Origin of the sequence: Methylobacterium hispanicum (assembly GCF_022179285.1) — a bacterium.
In the GTDB taxonomy this organism is placed as follows: Bacteria; Pseudomonadota; Alphaproteobacteria; order Rhizobiales; family Beijerinckiaceae; genus Methylobacterium; species Methylobacterium hispanicum.
Map to the genome: position 1 here is coordinate 58,346 of NZ_BPQO01000031.1, position 20,887 is coordinate 79,232.

Here is a 20,887-nt window from a genome sequence, read left to right on the forward strand (position 1 = left end):
ACGACGCGCTCAGGTCGCGGGCGAAGCGGTCTCGAATCGAGTTGCGGAGCGTTATGCAATACCTGTTTTCGTGGCGTCGCGCCATAGGTTCCACCGCATGGCGCGGTTGCGTCGGCGCGTCATTCAGAGAACGCCGGGGATATCGGTCCGGGCAAAGTCGTTGCCGACATAGAGCAAACGACAGCCATGGTCGCGCGCCGTCACGTAGGCGAAGCAGTCGCCGAAGTTGAGCGCGGCCGGATTCACGCCCTTGCCCCAGCGGCCGTAGGCGTCCGCCACGGCCCGTGCCGTCTCGGTCGTGACCGGCACGACCTCAAGGCCCAGCCCGTCGATCAGGCGGGTCAACTCCTCCGAGAGGTTCCGGCGGCCCGCGACGATGAGAGCCTCCGACAGCGTGCTGGCGGAGATGAGGATGTCGGCGTGCGCTTCGAGCGCGGCGGCGCAAGCCTCGGCCGCTGGATCGGCGAGCAGGATCGCCATCAGCGCCGAGGTGTCGACCGCGATCACGCGGACAGGCCGTCATCGCCGTAGAGGAAATCCGCGGCGTCCGCGGCGCCGCTGCCCGCTCGCGCCTTCTCGGCGGCGGAGAGCCGGACGGACTCGATCAGGGCGCGGCGCGCCGTACGGTCCGGACCGGCCGCGACCGGCGCGAGGCGCGCTACCGCCCGACCCCGCCGCGTCAGCACGACCTCGTCCCCCGCCTCGGCGCGGCGGACAAGCTCGGCTATCTGTCCCTCGGCTTCCGTCACGGATACGCGCAGCATCGTCTCCTCGCAGGTGCTTCGGTCGGCGACAGAGTGGCGCGCTGCGGGAGGGGCCGCAAGAGCGCGCCGATTCGACGCAACCTCTCGCCCCGCAAAAGCTTAACCGTGCGCGAGGGGGGCGGCGATGGGCGGCATTCTGCGGTTGGCGGTGGCGTGGGCGAGCGTCGCGGCGTTCTGGTGGTTCGGCAAGGACTGGCTCGGGGACCTCGCCAGCCCGCTCTGGGCGAGCCTGCTCTTCGCGTGGCTGCTCGCGGTCATCCTGTGGGCCGCCTTCGGGGTGGTGCACGAGGCCGAGGAACTCGCCGAGATGCTGGGCGAGCCCTTCGGCACGCTGATCCTGACGCTCGCCATCGTGATCATCGAGGTGGCGCTGGTCTCGGCCGTGATGCTCTCGGCCAAGGCCGCGCCGACGCTCGGGCGCGACACGATGTTCGCCGTGCTGATGATCGTGCTGAACGGGGTCGTGGGCCTCGGGCTCCTCGTCGGCGGCCTGCGCCACCACCAGCAGAGCTACAACCTGCAGGGCGCCTCCGCCTTCCTGGCGGTGATCATCCCGCTCACCACCATCGCGCTGATCATCCCGAACTTCACCACCTCGACCCCCGACGGCTCGCTGACGCAGTTCCAGGCGGTGGCGTTCTCGATCTTCACGGTGGCGCTCTACGGTGTGTTCCTGCTGATCCAGACGGGCCGGCACAGCGACTTCTTCAAGGATCCGCGCGCCCGGGCCGAGGCCGAGCGCACCGAGGCGGTCGAGGCGCCCGCCAAGCACCGGGCCTCGGCCGGCATGGTCGTGCGGCATATCGGGCTCTTGGTCGCCAACATCCTGCCGATCGTGCTCCTGTCGAAGAGCCTCGCGACGATCCTCGACCACGGCATCGCGGCCCTCGGCGCGCCCTCCGCCCTCGGGGGCGTGCTGATCGCCGCGATCGTGTTCACGCCCGAGGGCATCTCGGCGCTCAAGGCCATCGCCCGCAACGAGCTGCAGCGGGCGATCAACCTGTGCCTGGGGGCGGCGACCTCGACGATCGGGCTGACCGTGCCGGCGGTGCTGGCAATCGGGCTGATCTCCGGGCAGACCGTGATCCTGGGCCTCAGCCCGACCGGCATGGCGCTGCTCGCCGTCACGCTGATCCTCAGCGGGCTCACCTTCTCGGGGCCGCGCACCACGGTGCTGGAGGGGGCGGTGCACCTGATCCTGTTCTTCGTCTACCTCGTGCTGATCTTCAGCCCCTGAGGCCGGTGCCGACCCATCGGCTCAGCGACGCCGCAGGCGCAGGCCGAACAGGTGGAGCAGGCCGAGGAGAAGGGCGCCGTAGACCGCGGCGCCCGCCAGGCCGATGAGGCCCAGCACCGCGATCTCGCGCCCGTGCGGCAGCGCCGGCACCAGCCTTTCGGCGAGTGGAAGGCCGTAGACCGCGACCCCCGCGAGACCCGCGCAGGCGAGCGCCACGCCGATCCCGGTGAGGCCGAGCGTCCGGCCCGGCGCGGTCCAGCCGCGGCGCCGGGCCAGCCCCACGAGGAGCGCGAGGTTCACCCACTGGCTGATCGCGGTGGCGAGCGCGAGGCCGGTGACGCCGTAGGGGCCGGTGAGCACGAGCTTGAGCGCCACGTTGACGGCGATGGCCGTCAGCGAGGCCCAGAGCGGCGTCTTGGTGTCCTGCCGGGCGTAGAAGCTCGCGACCGCGCTGCGCACCAGCACCACCGCCGGCAGGGCGAGCCCGTAGGCCGCCAGCACCTCGGCGGCGCGCGCCGCGTCCTCGGCCCCGAAGGCGCCGCGCTGGAACAGGGCCGCCATGATCAGCCCCGGCAGGGTCAGGAACGCCACCGTGAAGGGGGCCGACAGCGCGAGGGAGAAGCCCGCCGCCCGGTTCTGCGCCGCGTGCGCGCCCGCGACGTCGCCCGCCGCGATGCGCCGGCTCATCTCGGGCAGCAGCACGGTGCCGGCCGCGATGGCGATGACGCCGAACGGGAGCTGATAGAGCCGGTCGGCATAGTACAGCGCCGAGACCGCGCCCGTCGGCAGCAGGCTCGCGATGATGGTGTCGGCAAACGTCGCGATCTGGAACCCGGCCGAGCCGATCACGGCGGGGCCCAGCACCTTGAAGAAGCGGATCATGGCGGGATCCCGCAGGGTCGGGCGCGCCAGTCCCGGGGCGATCCCGGCCCGGCGCGCGTCCCACCAGACCAGACCGAACTGCAGGAGCCCTGAGACCGCCACGCCCCAGGCGGCGGCGTAGGCGGCGTTCGGGAACAGGAAGGCGAGCGCCAGCGCCGCCAGCATCGCGAGGTTGAGGAGCACGGGCGCGCCGGCGGCGGCCGCGAAGCGGCGATGCGCGTTGAGGACGCCGGAGGTCAGCGTCACCAGCGTCATGAACAGGAGGTAGGGGAAGGTGATGCGGGTGAGCGAGACCGCGAGCCCGAACCGCTCCGGGTCCTTCGAGAAGCCCGGCGCCAGCGCCCGCACCACCAGCGGCATCAGCGGGAGCGCGAGGCCCAGCAGCACGACCTGCACGGCGAGCATCAGGCTGAAGACGCGGTCCGCGAAGGCCTGCGCGGCGCCCGGCTCCCCGGCCTCGGAGAGCCCCGCATAGGCCGGCACGAAGGCGGTGTTGAAGGCGCCCTCGCCGAAGATCGCCCGGAAATGGTTCGGCAGACGGAAGGCCACCACGAAGGCGTCGGCCACCGGCCCCGCGCCCATCACGGCGGCCATCACCACGTCACGGGCGAAGCCGGTGGCGCGCGAGACGAGCGTCCAGCCGCCGACCGAGAGGATGGAGCGGATCACGGGGCGCGGACCTTGGAGGGATGCGGAGCGGGCATGAGCCCTGCCGTAGCAGATCCGCCCGCCGCCCGATGCGCGGGCACCGCAACACCCGCCCGGGTTTCGCGCGCCCCGGGAGCCCGCGCCGGGTCAGGCCCGCGTGGTTCCCGAGGCCAGGCTCTGCTCCGCCCGGTCGAGGCCGAGCGCGTCGGCGAGCCAGGCGCGGGCGCGGCTGACGCGGCTCTTCACCGTACCGGTCTGGCAACCGATCACCGCGGCGGCGGCCTCGTAGGTGAGGCCGTGCGCGCCCACCAGCAGCAGCGCCTCCCGCTGCGAGGCCGGGAGCTTGGCCATCGTCGACCAGACGTTCTGGAGCGCGATGCGCTCGACCTGATCGGGCAGGCTGACCATCGTCGCGGCGGCGGCGCCGTCCACGTCCTCGACCTCGCGGCGGTGCTTGCGGATCTCGCTGTAGAACTGGTTGCGCAGGATCGTGAACAGCCAGGCGGTGAAGTTCGTGCCGGGGCGGAACTTCTCCCGGTTGGCCCAGGCCTTCAGCACCGTCTCCTGCACGAGGTCGTCCGCCCGCGCGGCGCTCACCGCCAGCGACAGGGCGAAGGCGCGAAGCGCCGGCAGCGCCGCGATCAGGTCCTCGCCGAAGACCTTCTCGTCCGCCGCCGCGTGGCCGTCGAGGGCCGCCACGAGGCGGCGTATCAGGTCCACGAAGGTGTCCGGCGCGGCCTCCTCGATCAGGACGGCGTAGCTCTCGCGCAGCTGCGCGCCGAGATGGTCCCGGATGGCGGGCGACAGGGCGCCGGACCCGCGTAGAGCCTCTGTCTCGGGCAGTGCGGGCGCACTCACGTCGGCACGGTCGCTCGCTCGGCTCACGGCTCAGCCCCCTCCTGGCCCGGCGACCGCGATGAGCGGGCGCCGCGCAAATCAGAAATATTCCAGGGAGCTTCTGGCAAGACCTTCCTGAACGTTCGGTGACGAACGCACCGCAGAGTTGCGGACAAAAGTAAACCGCGCCCCCAGGTTGGGGGCGCGGCTCACCGGACAGCCGGGGGGCGCCCCGGCGGGGCGCCGACGGGGACGAGCCTCAGGCGTTCGCCTCGGCGTACATCTTCTCCACGTGCTCCCAGTTCACGAGGTTCTCGATGAAGGCCTTGAGGTAGTCGGGACGGCGGTTGCGGTAGTCGATGTAGTAGGAGTGCTCCCAGACATCGACGCCGAGGATCGGCTTGGCGCCGTGCACCAGCGGGTTCTCGCCGTTCGGCGTCTTCAGGATGGCGAGCTTGCCGTCCTTCACCGCGAGCCAGGCCCAGCCGGAGCCGAACTGGCCGATGCCGGCCTGGATGAAGTCGGCCTTGAACTTCTCGAAGCCGCCGAGATCCTCGTCGATCTTCTTGGCGAGCGCGCCGGGCGGGGTGCCGCCGCCGTTGGGCTTCATCCACTGCCAGAAATGGACGTGGTTGTAGTGCTGGCCGGCGTTGTTGAAGAGCGCCTGGTTGGTGTTGTAGCTCGCCCGGACGATCTCCTCGACGCTCTTGCCCTGGAGGTCGGTGCCCTCAAGGAGCTTGTTGCCCGTATCGACATAGGCCTTGTGGTGCTTGTCGTGGTGAAACTCGAGGGTTTCCTTCGACATGTAGGGGGCCAGGGCGTCGTAGGCGTAGGGCAGTTCCGGCAGGGTGAAGGTCATGGGCTCCGTCTCCGTTCTCGGGGCTGGTCTCTCGGGCTCTTCGGCCGTGCAGCGCGCCGGCCCGCGCCCGATCCTGGCGGCTCGGCGCCGGCTCCGGGGCCTCGGGAATCCCGTCGGGACCCCCGTTCCCGGGCCGCGCCCGGCCGGCCGAGCATCGACGGCCCGGTAGGTAAGTCGCGGTGCCGGGCTCGGCAACGCCGCGCCGCGGCTTTTCCCCGCACGGCGCGCGCCGGGGCCGGGCGTTCGGTTTTGCAAAACCGGTCCAGGGCCTTACTGTGCGCCGCGCCCGGATCCGGGCAAGGGCCGGCCTGTTCCAGAGAGTATCATGATCGTTGCGCTGTTCGCGCTCGCCGCAGCCATGGTGATCGGCGGCAGCGCCGCCGTCGTCCAGGGGTTCCCGTTCGTGCGCCTGGAGAGCGGGCTGGCCATGGTGATCGCCGGCTCCGTCGCGGCCTCGGCGGGCGCGGTGCTGGGCGGCCTCGGCGTGGTGGCGGTGTATCTGCGGCGGGTCGAGCGCGGCCTCGGGGAGCGCGCCGTCCCGGTGCCGACCGCGCTGCCGCCCTTCCCGGAGATGCCGCGGGCGGAGGCCGCCGCGCCGCGCCCGGTGCTGCCGGCCGCCCTCGGCGGCGCGGCGGGGCTCGGCGGCGCCGCGCTCGCGGCCGGCGGGCGCCGGCAGGCGGAGCCCACCTTCGAGGACAGCCTGTTCGAGCCCGCGGCGCCCGAGCCGGCGCGCGAGCCCGAACTGCCGATGCCGGGCCTGGAGCCCAAGCCGCCGCAGACGTCGAACGATCATCCGCAGGCCGATCAGGACCAGCCGCTCGCCGATCAGGATTTGCCGCGAAACCTCCAGGCGCCCCCGCAGATCGACGAAGAGGCCCCGCCGGCCGCCCGCGACCCGGAGCCCGCCGCCGTCGAGGCGCCGGCGCGGCCGGTGGAGCCGGACGACGGGGTCGGCCAGGACGGCGACCTGTTCGTCGCTCGCGACGCCGCGGAGGCGGAGAAGCCTGAGCTGCGTCCGAGCCTCGACGCGGCGGAGGTGCCGGCCGAGGAGCCCGCCGGGCCGCCCGCGCCGGAGCCGGAAGCCCCCCGGGCGAGCCGGGAGGTGGTGGGAAAGTACGCCTCCGGCGGCAACACCTACGTCATGTTCGCCGACGGCTCGATCGAGGCCGAGACCCCGCAGGGCCGCTTCACCTTCGCGTCGCTCGACGAACTCAAGGCCTTCGTGGACGCGGGCGGCGAGCGCAGCACCCGCGGCGCGGCCTGACGAGGGCGCGGACGGCGCCCCTCGGCAACGGCGCGATCCTTGGGGCTCACCCCGCCAGCGGGTTCAGCGTCCGGTCGCGGGCCGGCAGCGGCGCGCGCATGGTGAGCGTGAAGCCCTCCGGGGCGTAGTCGGTCTCGACCTCGGCCTGGACCTGGGCGGTCAGCACCCGCTGGAGCAGGCGCGAGCCGAAGCCCTGGCGGCGCGGCGGCTGCACGGGCGGGCCGCCGCTCTCGCGCCAGCGGAAATGCAGGATGCTGGCCGCCTCGCCCGGCTCTAGCGACCACGTCACCGCGACCCGGCCGCGGCGGTTCGAGAGCGCGCCGTACTTCGCGGCGTTGGTGGTCAGTTCGTGGATCGCCATGCCGACCGGCACCGCCATCTCGGAGGGCAGGTCGAGGTCGGGGCCGTCGAGGACGACGCGCCCGTCGGCCGCGTCCGCCGCCGCGGACTCGGCGTAGGGCTTCAACTCGTTGGCCAGGAGGTCGCGCAGGTTGGCGGTCTGCCACGTGTCTTCGGTGAGGACCGTGTGGGTGTGGGCGAGCGATTTGATGCGCCCGACGAAGGCCTCGTAGAAGCTCTCGATCCCGGAGGCGGTGCGCGCCGTCGAGCCGACGATCGCCTGCACGGTGGCGAGCGTGTTCTTCACCCGATGGTGCAGCTCGCGGATCAGGAGCGTCTGGCGCTCCTCGGCGGTGCGCCGGTCGGTGACGTCGGCGACCACGCCGATCAGGCGGCGCGGCAGGCGGTTCGGCGCGTCGCGCTCGAAGCGGCCGGCCATGTCGATGGTGCGCCACGCCCCGTCGCTCTTGCGCCGGACGCGCCCCGTGACGTGCAGGATGTCGTCCTCGCGCAGCGCCCGCGAGATCGCGCTGCGCACCCGGTCGCGGTCGTCCGGGTGGAGGATGTCGTCGAGGAACTCCGACTTGCCGATGGTGCCGTCCTGGGGAACGCGCCCGAAGATCTCGAACATCCGCTCGTTCTCCCAGATCGCCTGGTCTTCGAGCATGTGCCACTCGAAGATGCCGAGCCGGGCGATCGAGGTCGCGGCGCGCAGGCGGTGGTCGCGGGCCACGAGCTCGTCCCGGGCCTGGACCCGGGTGGTGATGTCCTGCACGACGCCCGCGAGGCCCGTCACCGTGCCGTCCGGGCCGCGGACGGGCTGGCCGCGGCTGGCCACGACCACCGTCCGCCCGTCGTCGAGCCGGCGCAGCGCTCCCTCGAACGTGTAGGGCACGCCCTCCGCCAGGCTCGTGCGCACCGCCGCGACGAGCCGCTCCAGCGCCGCCTCGGGCAGGGCCTGCCGCAGCGTCGCCCAGGTCGGTGCCGTGCCGGCGGGGTGGCCGAGGATCTGGCCCGCGCGCCGCGACAGGATCACCCGGCCGCTCGCCCGCTCCCAGCGCCACTCGCCGAGGCCCGCGGCGGCGAGCGCCTCGCGGTTCTCCTCGGAATGGGCCGCCGCGTCGGGATCGACCGCCTCGACGGTGAGGACCGGCCCGTTCCGGCGCACCCGGACGTCGAGGGCCGCGCCGTCCGCCCGGCGCCAGGAACGGATGCCCTCGCCCGGCTCCTCGCCCGGGGCGAGAAGGTCCGCGAAGGGGTGGCCCTTCAGCGCGCCCGCCGGATAGCCGAGCAGCGCGCAGAGGGCGGGGTTCGCCTCGCGGAGCCGGGTTCCGCCATCATCCAGCACGGCGAGGCCGATCTCCGCCTGCACGAAGGCCACGCGGAACATCTCCCCGGCTCCCGCCGGATCGTGGTCAGTGGCCTCGCCCAAACCGCATCCTCGAACGCCCGGGGCTGCTCGCGGCCCCGGTGACGCCCCCGTCCCGGTCGCGCACCATGGCCGGAGCGCGCCGCTGCGGCAAGGCCGCGCTTGTAGGGCGGATGGTAGCAACGCGCGCGGAAGGCCCGCGCGCCTCAATCGCGCGGGCGGCGGGCGAATTCCAGGTAGGTCGGCCGGCGCCCGGCCGCGATCGCCTTGGCCTCGTAGCGGGTGCCGGGCCAGCCGGGGAAGGGCTGCCGCCAGTCGTCGGCCCGTTCCGCCGTCCAGGCGAGGTCCGGGCAGCGGGCGGCGCGCGCCAGCGTCCAGCCGGCATAGTCGTCGATGTCGCTGGCGAAGCGGAACACGCCGCCGTCCTTGAGGACGCGCGCGATCTCGGCGAGCGAGGCCTCCGAGACGAAGCGGCGCTTGCGCTGGCGGCGCTTCGGCCAGGGATCGGGATAGAGCAGGTAGACGCGGGCGAGGCAGGCATCGGGCAGCCGGGCGAGCAGCGCGGTGACGTCCTCGTCGCGGATGCGCACGTTGCGCAAGCCCTGCTCGTCGATCGCCCGCAGGAGCTTGACCACGCCGTTGACGAAGGGCTCGGCCCCGATGATGCCGATGTCCGGGTGCGCGGCCGCCTGGGCGGCGAGGTGCTCGCCCCCGCCGAAGCCGATCTCCAGCCAGACCTCGCGCAAGGACGGGACCGCGGGAAAGAGCGTCGCGGGATCGAGGGTGCCGGCTTCCGGCACCGTGACCCGGAGCGCGGGCAGCAGCCCGGCGAGGCGCCGCTCCTGCGCGTCGCGCAGGCGCTTGCCCTTGCGACGGCCGAAGAAGGCGCGCTCGGGCGCACCGTCCGCGTCGTGAACACCCTCCGGCGCGGGAGGGGTGAGATCCCTCCCGCTCATCGGAGGGCTCAGAAGGCCGACTTCAGCTTGGGCGCGAGGTCGGTGCGCTCCCAGGAGAAGCCGCCGTCCGCCTCCGGCGCCCGGCCGAAATGGCCGTAGGCGGAGGTGCGGGCGTAGATCGGCTTGTTGAGCTGGAGCGCCGTGCGGATGCCGCGGGGCGAGAGGTCGAGGGCGTCCATCAGGACCGCCTCGAGCCGGGCCTCGTCCACGGTGCCGGTGCCGTGCAGGTCGACGTAAATCGAGAGCGGCTTCGACACGCCGATCGCGTAGGCGAGCTGGATCGTGGCGCGCCGCGCGAGGCCGGCCGCGACCACGTTCTTGGCCAGATACCGGGCCGCGTAGGCCGCCGAGCGGTCGACCTTGGTCGGGTCCTTGCCCGAGAAGGCGCCGCCGCCGTGGGGCGCCGCGCCGCCGTAGGTGTCCACGATGATCTTGCGACCGGTGAGGCCCGCGTCGCCGTCGGGACCGCCGATCACGAACTTGCCGGTCGGGTTGACGTGCCAGACGGTGCCCTCGTTGACCCAGCCCTCCGGCAGGGCGCGCAGGATGTAGGGCTCCACGATGGCGCGCACGTCGGCCGAATCGAGCGACTCGTCGAGGTGCTGGGTCGAGAGCACGATCTGCGTCACCTCGACCGGTCGGCCGTTCGCGTAGCGCACCGTGACCTGGCTCTTGGCGTCGGGGCCGAGCTTGGCCGCGTCGCCATCCTTCGCCTTGCGGGCGTCGGCGAGGTCCTTGAGGATCTTGTGGGCGTAGAAGATCGGGGCCGGCATCAGCTCCGGGGTCTCATCGGCGGCGTAGCCGAACATGATGCCCTGGTCGCCCGCGCCCTCGTCCTTGTTGCCGGCCGCGTCCACGCCCTGCGCGATGTCGGCGGACTGCGCGTGCAGGTGGATGGCGACGTCGTTGTTCTTCCAGTGGAAGCCCGACTGCTCGTAGCCGATGTCGCGCACGGCCTCGCGGGTCAGCGCTTCCAGATCCTTGAACGTCACCGAATCGGGGCCGCGCACCTCGCCCGCGATGACGATGCGGTTGGTGGTGGCCAGCGTCTCGACGCCGAGGCGGGCCTCCGGCATCGCCGAGAGGTAGGCGTCCACGACCGTGTCGGAGATCCGATCGCAGACCTTGTCCGGATGACCCTCGGAAACGGACTCGCTGGTGAACAGATAGTCTGAGCGCGGCATCGCGGTGCATCCCGTGTGAGACGGGCGCATCCTCGCGGCGGAGGCGACGGGCCCGGATTGACGGTGCGGTTTCTCGCACCCGTCACCGCCGAGGGTCAAGCCGAAATGGCGAACGCATCCGTTATTCCGGACGAAGCGACCGGAACATCAGCCCCGGCCGCCCGCCACGGCGAATCAGCCGCCGAGCTTCCGCCCGAAGGCCTGCGCGGCCGCGGCGAGGTCCTTCCGGACCGCTTCGGGCAGGTGCTCGCCCACGCGCCGGGCCATGGCCTCGGCGAGGTTCTGCAGGTCGCCCTCGGCCTGGTAGGGCTGCTGCCGCCCCTCGCCGAAGCCGCCCTGCTGCAGGTCGTCGAGCCGGGGGGCGCCCTGGAAGAAGTACTCCAGCGGGACGCCGGTCATGCGCGAGAAGATGTCGAGATGGATCGCGCTGATCCGGTTCGTGCCCTTCTCGTACTTCTGCAGCTGGGCGGCCGACATGCCGAAGCTTTCGGCCACGCGCCTCTGCGTCAGGGAGGCCTTGCGCCGTTGCTCGGCGATGCGCTGTCCGACATAGACGTCGCGCTGATCGGTCTTCTGGCCTGCCATCACGCTCTCGCATTGCGGCCCGGACAGCGGAGGCTCGGCCGTCCGGGCTTGGATACGGTCAAGCTTAGGCGCTGGCGCACGTTTTGTCACGGCGCGAACCGTTACATTGTTGCGCCGGAGCGTGCAGCACCGGACAAATTATACCATAATGAGGGGGTGGTGTCCCCGGCAGGGCTCGAACCTGCGACCCCAGGTTTCATCCCACTTCGGCTTTCGCCGCCGCCCCGGCTCTCCCGCGGCGTTCGTGGTCTGGACTATCCCTTCACCTTGGGCGCGGACCCGGAGATCCGGCCGTTAGGTGCCGCCCGTCTAGTCTCTACACCTTCCGGGCCCCTGACGGGGCATCCGGCTTGGCTCGGGATCGGCAGGGCGCGACGAGCGCCGTGAGCTTTCCCCGACTTTGAGCGGATCCGCCGCGCGGTTTCCCGGCGCGGCGCCCAATTTGCGTTTAGGAAACCTGTGCTCTGTCCAGCTGAGCTACGGAGACACACCGCCGCCCTCATAGCATCCTCCGCTCCCGGGGCCAACCGTGGCCGGACCGGTGGATCGGGGGAATGCCTGTCGCGATGTGGTTCTCACCGGCCTCGTTCCGGGTTCCACCCCGCGGTCCCGGGATGACGCCGGGGGAGCGGGCGCCGCCATGGGCGGTCGGCCGGGCGCTTGGAACATCACGCCTGCGGGTGGGACCGGTCGCCCGGTGGGTCCGGGACGGACTTGCCCCGCTCGCGGTCGCGCTGATGGCGTTCGGCTGGGGCCCGGCCGCCGCGCAGGGCCCGGTCGCCGCGCAGGGGGCGGCCGAATGCGGGGCCGGGGCGGCCCGGGCCGACCGGCTCGCGGAGGTCGGCCCCCGCGGCGAGATCCGCCTCGCCTCCGGTGCCCGCGTGCTCCTCGATTCGCTGCGCTGGCCGGACGAGCCCGAGGCCGACCGCGCCGCCCGGGCGTGGCTGGAGGCGCGGCGCGCGGGGGATCTCACCGTCGTGCCCCGCGGCGCGCCCGACCGCTGGGGGCGCCGGCGCGCCGACCTCGTCCCCGAGGACGGGGAGGCCGACCTCGCGGGCGGGCTCGCCGCCGCGGGGCTGGCCGCCGTCGATCCGGGCGAGGCCGACGCGCTCTGCCGCCCGGCGCTGCTGCGGGCCGAGGCCGGGGCGCGGGCGCGCGGGCTCGGCCTGTGGCGGGCGCCGCTCCCCGAGGCGCGGGACGGGCCGGCCCTGCGCGCGCTGGCGGGGCGCTTCGTCGTGGTCGAGGGACGGGTGCGCCACGTCGGCGAGCGGGCCGCCCGCACCTACCTCGACTTCGTGCGCCGGGGCGAGGACGGGCTCACGGTCACAGTGTCGAAACGCACTTGGCGCCGGGTGCTCGAACATGGTTTGACTGGGGCGGGGCTCACCGGCAGACGTGTCCGGGTGCGGGGCGTGGTCGAGATCCGGCGCGGTCCGGTGATCGAGGTCGCGGTGCCGGAACTGGTCGAGCCGCTCGACGAGGCGGGGACGGAGGACGGGCGCCGCGGCGCCGAATCGGGGCATGCAGAGGGGCGCGGGACAGGGCGGGAGCGGTGAGGGACGCGTGCGGGCGATGGCCTGCGCGCTGGTGCCCGTGCCCGTGCCCGTGCTCTTGGCCGTGCTCTTGGCCGTGCTCGGGCTTGCCGGCTGCGCCGCCGAGCAGACCGGCGCCCTCCTGGCGCCCGCCGCCGTCACGGTGCCGGCCGAGGCGCCGCGCACCACCGGCCGGCAGCGGCCGGGCGATTCGGATCACCTCAAGCTCGTGGCCTCCTTCGGGGGCGAGTACCGGGCGCCCGCGACGCTCCAGCTCGTCAGCGAGGTCACCGACCGGCTGGTCCGCGCGAGCGAGCGGCCGGACCAGACCTACGCGGTGACGCTGCTCGATTCCTCCGTGGTCAACGCCTTCGCGCTGCCGAGCGGCCGGCTCTACGTCACCCGCGGGCTCGTGGCGCTCGCCTCCGACACCTCGGAGATCGCCGCGGTGCTGGCCCACGAGATCGCCCACGTCACGCTGGCCCACGCCACGGCCCGCACGGAGCTGGAGCTGCGCTCGCAGCTCGTCAGCCGCGTGGTGGCGGACGTGCTGAACGATCCGACCACCGGCGCGCAGCTGCAGAACCAGTCCCGCTTCGCGCTCGCCCGCTTCTCCCGCGAGCAGGAGCTGGAGGCGGACGGGGTCGGCGTGCGCACGCTGGCGCGGGCCGGCTACGACCCCTACGGCGCGGGCCGCTTCCTCACGAGCCTCAACCGCACGCTGGCACTCAAGACCGGCACCGGGGCGCCCGGCGAGCCCGACATGCTGGCGACCCATCCGGGCACCGCCGAGCGCATCACCCTGGTGACGCGCGCCGCCCGCCGCAGCGGCGCGCCCGGGATCGGTGTGGACGACCGCGCGCGCTACCTCGCGGCGATCGACGGGCTCGCCTACGGCGACAATCCCGGCGAGGGCGCGGTGCGCGGGCGCCGCTTCATCCATCCGAGCCTCGGCATCGCCTTCGAGGTGCCGGACGGCTTCGCGATCGAGAACACCCGCAACGCCGTGCTCGGCACCACGCCGGAGGGCAGCCGCCGCCTGCTGTTCGATCAGGTCGATGCCGAATCCGGCCAGGGCCTCGACGCGGTGCTGAAGGCGACCTGGAACGACGCGATCGAGCCGGGCTCGGTCGAGCTGCGCGAGGTCGGCCCCTATCCGGCGGCGACCGCACTGTCGCGCGGCAAGGACTGGACCTTCCGGCTCGCGGCGCTGCGCGTGGGCGAGGCAACCTACCGCATGATCATGGCCGCCAAGGGCGCGACCGACCCCGATCCGGCCTTCCGGCGCTGGATCGCGAGCCTCGCCGCGGTCTCGTCCGCGGAGACGCAGGCCCTGCGCCCCCTGCGGCTCCAGGTGGTGCAGGCATCCTCCACGAATCCGGAGGACCTCGCCCGCCGCATGGCGGTGCCCGACCGGGCGCTCGACCGCTTCCTCGTCCTCAACGGCCTGGAGCGCAACGCCGCCCTGCGGCCGGGCCAGGGCTACAAGATCGTGACGGAGTAACGCGCCCGTCCCGCCTCGGGGACCCGGGCCGATCCGCCGCCGCGACGACCGCTCGCCGAACCCGAGGAGGGCCGCGGGCTGCCCGGAGACGCCCGGGCCGCGAGGGGACCCGCGCGTCATCCCGGAGGGATCCGAACGACCAGACGCTTCAACCGTATCACGCGCCCGCGTCCGACACTCCGGCGCCGTCGATCAGACCGGCTCCTCGGCCAGCCGCGTGGCCAGGATCTTGTCCACGCGGCGTCCGTCGAGATCGACCACCTCGAAGCGCCAGCCCGCGATCTCGCAGGTCTCGCCGGTTTCCGGGATGCGCTGCAGGGCATGGATGACGAGGCCCGCCGCGGTCTCGTAGGCGCGGGATGCCTCCAGGCGGATCCCGAGCTGGTCGGCCATCTCGTCCGCCGGCATCCAGCCGGCGATGAGCCAGGAACCGTCGGCGCGCTGCACCGCCTCCGGTTCGGCGGCCTCCGAGTGGAACGCGCCCGCGATCGCGTCGAGGATGTCGGCGGGCGTCACCACCCCGTCGAAATGGCCGTACTCGTCGTGCACCAGGGCCATCGGCACGGGCGCCGCCTGCAGCCGCTCCAGGGCCTCGAGGGCGTCGATCGTGTCCGGCACGACGGGCGCGGCGCGGACGTGGCTGCGCAGGTCGAGCGGCGCCCCGGAGCTGAGCGGGCCGATCAGCGTGCGCACCTGCAGCACGCCGATCACGTCGTCCGGGTTGCCGTCGATGACCGGCAGCACCGAGTGGGGACTGTCGAGCAGCAGGGCGCGGATCTCCGCGGCGTCGCGGCCGAGGTCGATCCAGCGCACCTCCGTGCGCGGCGTCATCACCCCGCGCACCGCCCGGTCGCCGAGGCGCAGCACGCCCGCGATCATGCGGCGCTCGCCGGTCTCGATCACGCCCGCCGTCTCGGCCTCGGCCACGAGGGCGCGGATCTCCTCCTGGGTCACCGCGCTCGCGCTCTCGGTCTCCTGGCCGATCAGCCGGAACACCGCCCGGGTCGAGGCGTCGAGGAGCCAGACCGCGGGCTTGGCCGCCCGCGAGACCAGCCGCATCCCCGGTGCGACCAGGCAGGCGATGCCCTCGGGGTCGCGCAGGGCGAGGTGCTTCGGGACCAGCTCGCCCACGATCACCGACAGGTAGGTGATCACCGCGATGACGAGGCCGTAGCCGAGCGTGTCGGCGAGCGAGCGGGTGAGACCCGCATCGATCAGGATGTCGGCCAGCCGGTCGCCGAGCGCCGCGCCCGAGACCACGCCCGACAGGATGCCGATGAGGGTGATGCCGATCTGCACCGTGGAGAGGAAGCGCCCCGGCTCCTCGGCCAGGGCCAGCGCGGCGGCGGCGCCCGCGCGGCGGTCCTCGGCCATCGCGCGCAGGCGACTCTTGCGGGCCGAGACCACCGCGAGCTCCGAGAGCGCGAAGACGCCGTTCAGCGCGATGAGGGCGACGGCGATGGCAAGCTCGAGCAAGCGGCTGACGTAGAGCCCGGGACCCGCCGGTGGGCGGGCCGGGCTTCCTCTCGCGGATGACGGGCCGACCCTAGATGGCGGGCCCCGTCGCACCGGTCAACGGCCGCGCTCGGGCCGCGCCCGCGATTCCGGCGGCTTGGGAGTGCACCGTCCGATGTCGGTCTCCAACGACGCGCCGACCCCGACGGACAGAACGCTGCCATTTTCCGGATCACCTTCCGCAAGCGCTCCGGGCGTCCGGGAAAAGGGCGCGGGCCGGCCGGACGCGAATCATCGGTTTCTACCGCGCCAGATCGGCCGGCCAGGCGCCCGAGCGCACCAGCTCGCCGAGCAGGTCCCAGGCGAGGCCCGAGACGGCGGAGGCCGCCGCCGAGAGCGGCCGGTCGGCGGCGTGGGCGAGGTAGATCCGCCGCCGCAGGGGCGGGCTGCCGATCGGCCAGGACTGGAAGGCGCCCGCGGCCACCTCGGCGGCGACCGCCGCCCGCGGCAGGATGCCGAAGCCGTGGCCCCGCGCGGCGAGTTCCTTGATGCGCGCGTAGGAATCGATCTCGATGCCGGGCGTCACCGGGACGCCCTCCGTCTCGGCGACCTCCTCGATCAGGTCGCGCAGGCCGTGCGAGAGGGCCGGCAGGATCAGGGGCAGGGCCGCCGCCCGCGCCAGCGACACCGGCCCCTCCGGCAAGGCCGCCCCGCCCGGGGGCCGCCCGAACAGGCACAGCTCCTCGGTGAGCGCGTGGCGCAGGACGAGCCCCTTCGGCGCGGCCGGATTGTACAGCACCGCGAGATCGACGGCGTCCCGGTTGAGCCAGTCGAGGATGTAGCCGCTCATCGCTTCCGCGACGCGCAGCCGGATGCCCGGATGCTCGGCGCGCACCCGCTCGATCAGCGGTACCGACAGGATCTCGCTCACCGTGCCGGGCAGCCCGATACGCACGTCCCCCGTCACCGGGCGGTCCGCCCCGCGCACGCTGTCGGGGATCTCGGCGAAGCGGTCGAGGATGGTGCGGGCATGGCCGAGGAGCCGCGCCCCAGCCTCCGTGGGCACCGCACCCCGCGGCCCCCGGTGCAGCAGCGGCAGCCCGAGCTCCGCCTCCATGTGGCGCATGTGCTGGCTCAGTGCCGGCTGGGCCACCCGCAGCACCTCGGCCGCCCGCGAGAACGAGCCCTGCTCGACGATGGCGACGAAGTACCGGAGCTGGCGCAGGTCCATGGCGCGTATCGTCCATCGGCGGCCGGATCGGCCGCATAGCACCGCCTTATGGGTGCGAGAAGAAAGCCGTCTTGGGCGCGGCCCGCCCGGTGTGACAAGGTCGCGGCCTCGCGAGCCCCGCCAGAATGAGCCCGATGGACGCCAGCCCCCTCGACCTCGACCACCTGCGCACGTGGATCGGCCGCACCGAGACCGCCGAGGACCAGCTCTCCGGGCAGACGGTCCGCGCCTTCCGCGCGACGCTCGAACAGGACCCGGGCGATCCGGAGCCCGGCGAGGTCGCGCCGCTCGCGATCCACTGGTGCCTCTCGCCGCCGATCCGGCCGATGCGCGAGCTCGGCCCCGACGGCCACCCGGCCCGCGGCGGATTCCTGCCGCCGGTGCCGCTGCCGCGCCGGATGTGGGCGGGCGGCGAGATCGTCCACCGCGATCCCCTCCGGGTCGGCGACCGGGTCCGGCGCACCTCCCGCATCGGCGACGTTCAGGTGAAGCACGGGCGCACCGGCCCGCTCTGCTTCGTCGCGGTCCACCACGATTTCGAGACGGCGCGCGGGCCCGCCGTCTCCGAGTGCCACGACATCGTCTACCGGGAGATGACGCCGGGCCGCACCGGCCAGCCGCCCGAGGCCGCGGGAGGCGTGCCGCAGGCCGACCTCTCGGAGACCGTCGAGCCCGGCCCGACCCAGCTGTTCCGCTACTCGGCGCTCACCTTCAACGGCCACCGGATCCACTACGACCGCACCTACGCGCGCGAGGTCGAGGGCTATCCGGGCCTCGTGGTGCACGGGCCGCTCCAGGCGACGTGGTTGCTCCACCTCGCGGCGCGGCTCGCCGGCCGCACGCCCGAGACGTTCCGCTTCCGCGGTCTCAGCCCCGTCATGGACGGCGCGCCGCTGACCGTCTCGGCCCGGCTGACGGGGGAGACAGGGCGCGCGCGAAGCGGGGAGGCCTGGACGCTCACCTCGGACGGCCGCGTCGGCATGCAGGCGACATTCTCATGAACCCGCGTCCCCTCGACGGCATCACCGTGCTCTCGCTGGAGCACGCCATCGCCGCCCCGTTCTGCACCCGGCAGCTTGCCGACCTCGGCGCCCGGGTGATCAAGATCGAGCGCCCCGGCACCGGCGATTTCGCCCGCGCCTACGACGAGCGGGTGCGGGGCATGGCCTCGCACTTCGTCTGGACCAACCGCTCGAAGGAGAGCCTGACCCTCGATCTCAAGGCGCCGCAGGCCGCCGGGATCCTCGACCGCCTGGTGGAGCGGGCCGACGTGCTGGTGCAGAATCTCGCGCCCGGCGCCGCCGCCCGGCTCGGCCTCTCGTACGAGGTGCTGGCGCAGAAGAACCCGCGCATCGTCGTGTGCGATATCTCCGGCTACGGCGACGACGGGCCCTACCGCGAGAAGAAGGCCTACGACCTGCTGATCCAGGCCGAGGGCGGCTTCCTGTCGGTCACGGGCAGCCCGGACGCGCCCGCCAAGGCCGGCAACTCGATCGCCGACATCGCCGCCGGCATGTACGCCCTGCAGAGCGTGATGGCCGGGCTGATCCAGCGCGACCGCACGGGACGCGGTGCCCGCTACGACATCTCGATGCTCGAGTGCATGGCGGAGTGGATGGGCTACCCGCTGCTCTACGCCTTCGAGGGCGCCGAGCCGCCGCCGCGGGCGGGCGCGTCGCACGCCACGATCTATCCCTACGGCCCGTTCCCGACCGGCGATGGGCGCACCGTGATGCTGGGCCTCCAGAACGAGCGCGAGTGGGCGCTGTTCTGCGCCCGCGTGCTGGAGCGGCCGGAGCTGATCGCGGACCCGCGCTTCGACTCGAATGCCCGGCGCAGCGCGGCGCGGACGGAACTCGCCGCGATCATCGAGGAGGCCTTCGCCGGGCTCGACCGCGCGGCGGTGATGGCCCGGCTCGACGCGGCGGGCATCGCGAATGCCGGGGTGAACACGATGGGGGATCTCTGGGCGCACCCGCAGCTGCACGCCCGCGGGCGCTTCGGCGAGGTCGGCTCGCCGGTCGGCCCCCTGCCGACGCTGCTGCCGCCCGGCCGGACGGAGGCCTACGCGCCGCGCCTCGATCCCGTGCCGGCGCTCGGCGAGCACAGCGCGCCGATCCTGGCGGAGCTCGGTTACGACGGCGCCACGATCGACGCGCTGCGCGCCGACGGTGTGATCTGACGCATCGCCAAGTCCCTGTTTCGAAAGGCCCGAGGCCTTTCGCGGGTGCAGGGCAGAGCCCTGCATTCGGCTCCTCCGACCCGGCTGTGCCGGGCCGGGGGAGCCGATTCTGGGGCTACGCGCCCCAGGCCCAGCCAAAGGGCCTCAGGCCCTTTGGGATCCCGGGACCTAGTCGTTGGCTTCGGGGGCGGCGTAGAAGCCCTCGGCGCCGAGGCCGTCCTCCATCAGCATGCGGGCGCGAGCCCGCAGCTTCTCGGTCTCGCTCTTGAGCTGGCCGCAGGCCGCCAGGATGTCCCGGCCCCGCGGCGTGCGCACGGGCGAGGCGTAGCCCGCGTTGAACACGATCTCGGAGAACCGCTCGATCCGGTCCCAGTCGGAGCATTCATAGGCGCTGCCCGGCCAGGGATTGAACGGGATCAGATTGATCTTGGCCGGGATGCCCTTGAGCAGCCGCACCAGCTCGCGCGCATCCGCGTCCGAGTCGTTCACCCCCTTCAGCATCACGTACTCGAAGGTGATGCGCCGCGCGTTGCTGAGGCCCGGGTAGTCCCGGCAGGCCCGGAGCAGGTCGGCGATCGGGTACTTGCGGTTCAGCGGCACCAGCTCGTCGCGCAACGCGTCGCGCACCGCGTGCAGCGAGATTGCCAGCATGGCGTTCCCCTCCGCGCCCAGCCGCCCGATCTGCGGCACCACGCCCGAGGTCGAGACGGTGATGCGCCGACGCGAGAGCCCGAGGCCCTCCGCGTCCGACATCACGCCGAGCGCGTCGAGCACGTTGTCGAGATTGTACAGGGGCTCACCCATGCCCATGAACACGATATTGGTCACCAGCCGGCCGGCCTCGCTGGCGGCGTCCTTCCCGGGGATCAGCCCCGGCCAGTCGCCGAGCTGGTCGCGGGCGACGACGAGCTGCGAGACGATCTCAGGCCCCGAGAGGTTGCGCACGAGGCGCTGCGTGCCGGTGTGACAGAACGAGCAGGTCAGCGTGCAGCCGACTTGGCTCGACACGCAGAGCGTGCCGCGGTCCGGGCCGGGGATGTAGACGCACTCGATCTCGGCGCCGCGGTTGTGGTCGTGCTTGCCGGTCGGTGCCATGCGCACGAGCCACTTGCGGGTGCCGTCGCGCGAGACCTGCTGGCTCACCACCTCGGGCCTGTCGAGCGTGTAGGCGCGGGCGAGGTCAGCCTTCAGCCCTTTGCCGACATTGGTCATCGCGTCGAAATCGGTGGCACCGCGGAAGTTGACCCAATGCCAGATCTGACCCGCGCGCATGCGGCTCTCGCGCTCGGTCACGCCGATGGCGAGGAGCTTCTCCTTCAGGTCGGCCCGTGTGAGGCCGACGAGCGAGACCGGTCGCCCGGGCAGGCCCTCGGGCTGGACGTCCGGGCTCTTCTCGATCGGGGAAACGGCGCTGGCCGCGCGCCGGGCGGTGTCGAACGACGCCGTCGCCATGGCTCGATGATCTGCTCTCGAAGGGGATATGGTTCACTCTATACGCGATCACGCCGCGAAACGCGAATGCCCGCACAGGGGGGGGGGGAGCGGTCCTACGGATGGCCGAGGGCACGCCTCACCGCACGCCGCTCTGGGCACGGTTCTCGGCGCGGTTCTCGGCGCGGCCGGGTGCGGGGGCGCGTCACGGAGCTGTCGCGGAATTTTCGCGGGTTTGTCGTTTGGGGTGTTGACGGGGGACTGGGCCGGGCGTAGACACCGCTCATCGGCGCCGGCCGCAGCAGCGGCCCGGTCGCTGAGCCGTCTTCTGAGGCGGCTCACTCTCTGGAACATCGCGAGCGAACCAAGCCGGTGTGGTTGATCCGGACAAGCTCTCGCGTCCCGTTCCTTGAGGGTAAGGGCGTTCGGCATCGGCCGAGCAGTCCGGCTCTTTGACAAGTTGATCTGAGAAAGAGAAGCGTGGGCGGCGTCGTCCTTGCGGTCTCGGGTTTGTGTTGGCCTTGTGCTGGTGCGGATCTGGGATGTGAGATGAGACGCTGGTTCCAAAGCTTCTTTAGGAGCTCCGGATTGCTGGAAACGGCGATCTGATGTGCTTCTGTCGATGATT

Annotated in this window: 18 protein-coding genes; 6 read left to right on the plus strand and 12 right to left on the minus strand. The window is 72.9% G+C overall.

Annotation, left to right across the window (positions count from 1 at the left end; all coding sequences use genetic code 11):
- Nucleotides 1-123: 123 nt before the first annotated feature.
- Nucleotides 124-507 carry a type II toxin-antitoxin system VapC family toxin gene (locus tag MFF56_RS26405; protein ID WP_066921688.1) on the minus strand — a complete coding sequence of 128 codons (384 nt, stop codon included), beginning with the start codon at nucleotides 505-507 and terminating at the stop codon, nucleotides 124-126.
- Entirely contained in the window at nucleotides 504-761 is a 258-nt protein-coding gene (locus MFF56_RS26410; RefSeq protein WP_197430552.1) for a type II toxin-antitoxin system Phd/YefM family antitoxin, read from the minus strand. Before MFF56_RS26410 ends, MFF56_RS26405 begins: the two co-directional genes overlap by 4 nt.
- A 127-nt stretch (nucleotides 762-888) precedes the next feature.
- Between MFF56_RS26410 and MFF56_RS26415 the strand changes: the two genes are divergently transcribed.
- Complete coding sequence (locus tag MFF56_RS26415) at nucleotides 889-2,001, plus strand: calcium:cation antiporter (protein WP_066921684.1); 1,113 nt, start codon at nucleotides 889-891, stop codon at nucleotides 1,999-2,001.
- A gap of 21 nt (nucleotides 2,002-2,022) precedes the next feature.
- Here the strand turns inward: MFF56_RS26415 and murJ are convergent, their stop codons facing one another.
- From murJ to MFF56_RS26430, 3 genes are all read right to left on the minus strand, one after another.
- The gene (gene murJ / locus MFF56_RS26420; RefSeq protein WP_066921682.1) at nucleotides 2,023-3,552 is read right to left on the minus strand and encodes a murein biosynthesis integral membrane protein MurJ; all 1,530 of its coding nucleotides are present in this window, start codon (nucleotides 3,550-3,552) and stop codon (nucleotides 2,023-2,025) included.
- Between the two features lie 126 nt (nucleotides 3,553-3,678).
- Nucleotides 3,679-4,416 carry a NepR family anti-sigma factor gene (locus MFF56_RS26425; RefSeq protein WP_373324201.1) on the minus strand — a complete coding sequence of 246 codons (738 nt, stop codon included), beginning with the start codon at nucleotides 4,414-4,416 and terminating at the stop codon, nucleotides 3,679-3,681.
- Between the two features lie 211 nt (nucleotides 4,417-4,627).
- On the minus strand, nucleotides 4,628-5,227 hold the full coding sequence (locus MFF56_RS26430; RefSeq protein ID WP_066921680.1) for a superoxide dismutase: 600 nt from the start codon (nucleotides 5,225-5,227) through the stop codon (nucleotides 4,628-4,630).
- A 325-nt stretch (nucleotides 5,228-5,552) separates the two neighbouring features.
- Between MFF56_RS26430 and MFF56_RS26435 the strand changes: the two genes are divergently transcribed.
- Nucleotides 5,553-6,491, plus strand: coding sequence for a chromosomal replication initiator protein DnaA (locus tag MFF56_RS26435; protein WP_066921678.1), 939 nt, complete (start codon nucleotides 5,553-5,555; stop codon nucleotides 6,489-6,491).
- 46 nt (nucleotides 6,492-6,537) lie between these two features.
- Here the strand turns inward: MFF56_RS26435 and MFF56_RS26440 are convergent, their stop codons facing one another.
- From MFF56_RS26440 to MFF56_RS26455, 4 genes are all read right to left on the minus strand, one after another.
- Nucleotides 6,538-8,220, minus strand: coding sequence for a sensor histidine kinase (locus MFF56_RS26440; RefSeq protein ID WP_066921676.1), 1,683 nt, complete (start codon nucleotides 8,218-8,220; stop codon nucleotides 6,538-6,540).
- Nucleotides 8,221-8,405: 185 nt separating this feature from the next.
- Nucleotides 8,406-9,155, minus strand: coding sequence for a tRNA (guanine(46)-N(7))-methyltransferase TrmB (gene trmB / locus MFF56_RS26445; RefSeq protein WP_066921674.1), 750 nt, complete (start codon nucleotides 9,153-9,155; stop codon nucleotides 8,406-8,408).
- A gap of 8 nt (nucleotides 9,156-9,163) precedes the next feature.
- The gene (gene metK / locus MFF56_RS26450; protein ID WP_066921672.1) at nucleotides 9,164-10,339 is read right to left on the minus strand and encodes a methionine adenosyltransferase; all 1,176 of its coding nucleotides are present in this window, start codon (nucleotides 10,337-10,339) and stop codon (nucleotides 9,164-9,166) included.
- Between the two features lie 174 nt (nucleotides 10,340-10,513).
- Nucleotides 10,514-10,924 carry a helix-turn-helix domain-containing protein gene (locus tag MFF56_RS26455; RefSeq protein ID WP_066921670.1) on the minus strand — a complete coding sequence of 137 codons (411 nt, stop codon included), beginning with the start codon at nucleotides 10,922-10,924 and terminating at the stop codon, nucleotides 10,514-10,516.
- A gap of 737 nt (nucleotides 10,925-11,661) precedes the next feature.
- On the opposite strand from MFF56_RS26455, the gene MFF56_RS26460 reads away from it, so the two are divergent.
- Together MFF56_RS26460 and MFF56_RS26465 are read left to right on the plus strand one after the other, a co-directional pair.
- Nucleotides 11,662-12,480: a pentapeptide repeat-containing protein gene (locus MFF56_RS26460; RefSeq protein WP_238231755.1), complete on the plus strand. Its 819-nt coding sequence runs from the start codon at nucleotides 11,662-11,664 to the stop codon at nucleotides 12,478-12,480.
- Between the two features lie 16 nt (nucleotides 12,481-12,496).
- Nucleotides 12,497-13,960, plus strand: coding sequence for a M48 family metalloprotease (locus MFF56_RS26465; RefSeq protein WP_066921668.1), 1,464 nt, complete (start codon nucleotides 12,497-12,499; stop codon nucleotides 13,958-13,960).
- Between the two features lie 192 nt (nucleotides 13,961-14,152).
- On the opposite strand, the gene MFF56_RS26470 is transcribed toward MFF56_RS26465, so the two are convergent.
- Together MFF56_RS26470 and MFF56_RS26475 are read right to left on the minus strand one after the other, a co-directional pair.
- Complete coding sequence (locus MFF56_RS26470; protein WP_066921666.1) at nucleotides 14,153-15,436, minus strand: hemolysin family protein; 1,284 nt, start codon at nucleotides 15,434-15,436, stop codon at nucleotides 14,153-14,155.
- A gap of 280 nt (nucleotides 15,437-15,716) precedes the next feature.
- The gene (locus MFF56_RS26475; protein ID WP_066921665.1) at nucleotides 15,717-16,646 is read right to left on the minus strand and encodes a LysR family transcriptional regulator; all 930 of its coding nucleotides are present in this window, start codon (nucleotides 16,644-16,646) and stop codon (nucleotides 15,717-15,719) included.
- Between the two features lie 134 nt (nucleotides 16,647-16,780).
- On the opposite strand from MFF56_RS26475, the gene MFF56_RS26480 reads away from it, so the two are divergent.
- Together MFF56_RS26480 and MFF56_RS26485 are read left to right on the plus strand one after the other, a co-directional pair.
- Nucleotides 16,781-17,647, plus strand: coding sequence for an HTD2 family dehydratase (locus MFF56_RS26480; protein ID WP_238231744.1), 867 nt, complete (start codon nucleotides 16,781-16,783; stop codon nucleotides 17,645-17,647).
- Nucleotides 17,644-18,828 (plus strand): CaiB/BaiF CoA transferase family protein, encoded by a 1,185-nt coding sequence (locus MFF56_RS26485; protein WP_066921661.1) that lies wholly within the window; start codon nucleotides 17,644-17,646, stop codon nucleotides 18,826-18,828. The genes MFF56_RS26480 and MFF56_RS26485 overlap by 4 nt, the downstream gene beginning before the upstream one ends.
- 168 nt (nucleotides 18,829-18,996) lie before the next feature.
- On the opposite strand, the gene rlmN is transcribed toward MFF56_RS26485, so the two are convergent.
- On the minus strand, nucleotides 18,997-20,280 hold the full coding sequence (gene rlmN / locus MFF56_RS26490; RefSeq protein WP_066921659.1) for a dual-specificity RNA methyltransferase RlmN: 1,284 nt from the start codon (nucleotides 20,278-20,280) through the stop codon (nucleotides 18,997-18,999).
- Nucleotides 20,281-20,887: the final 607 nt, after the last annotated feature.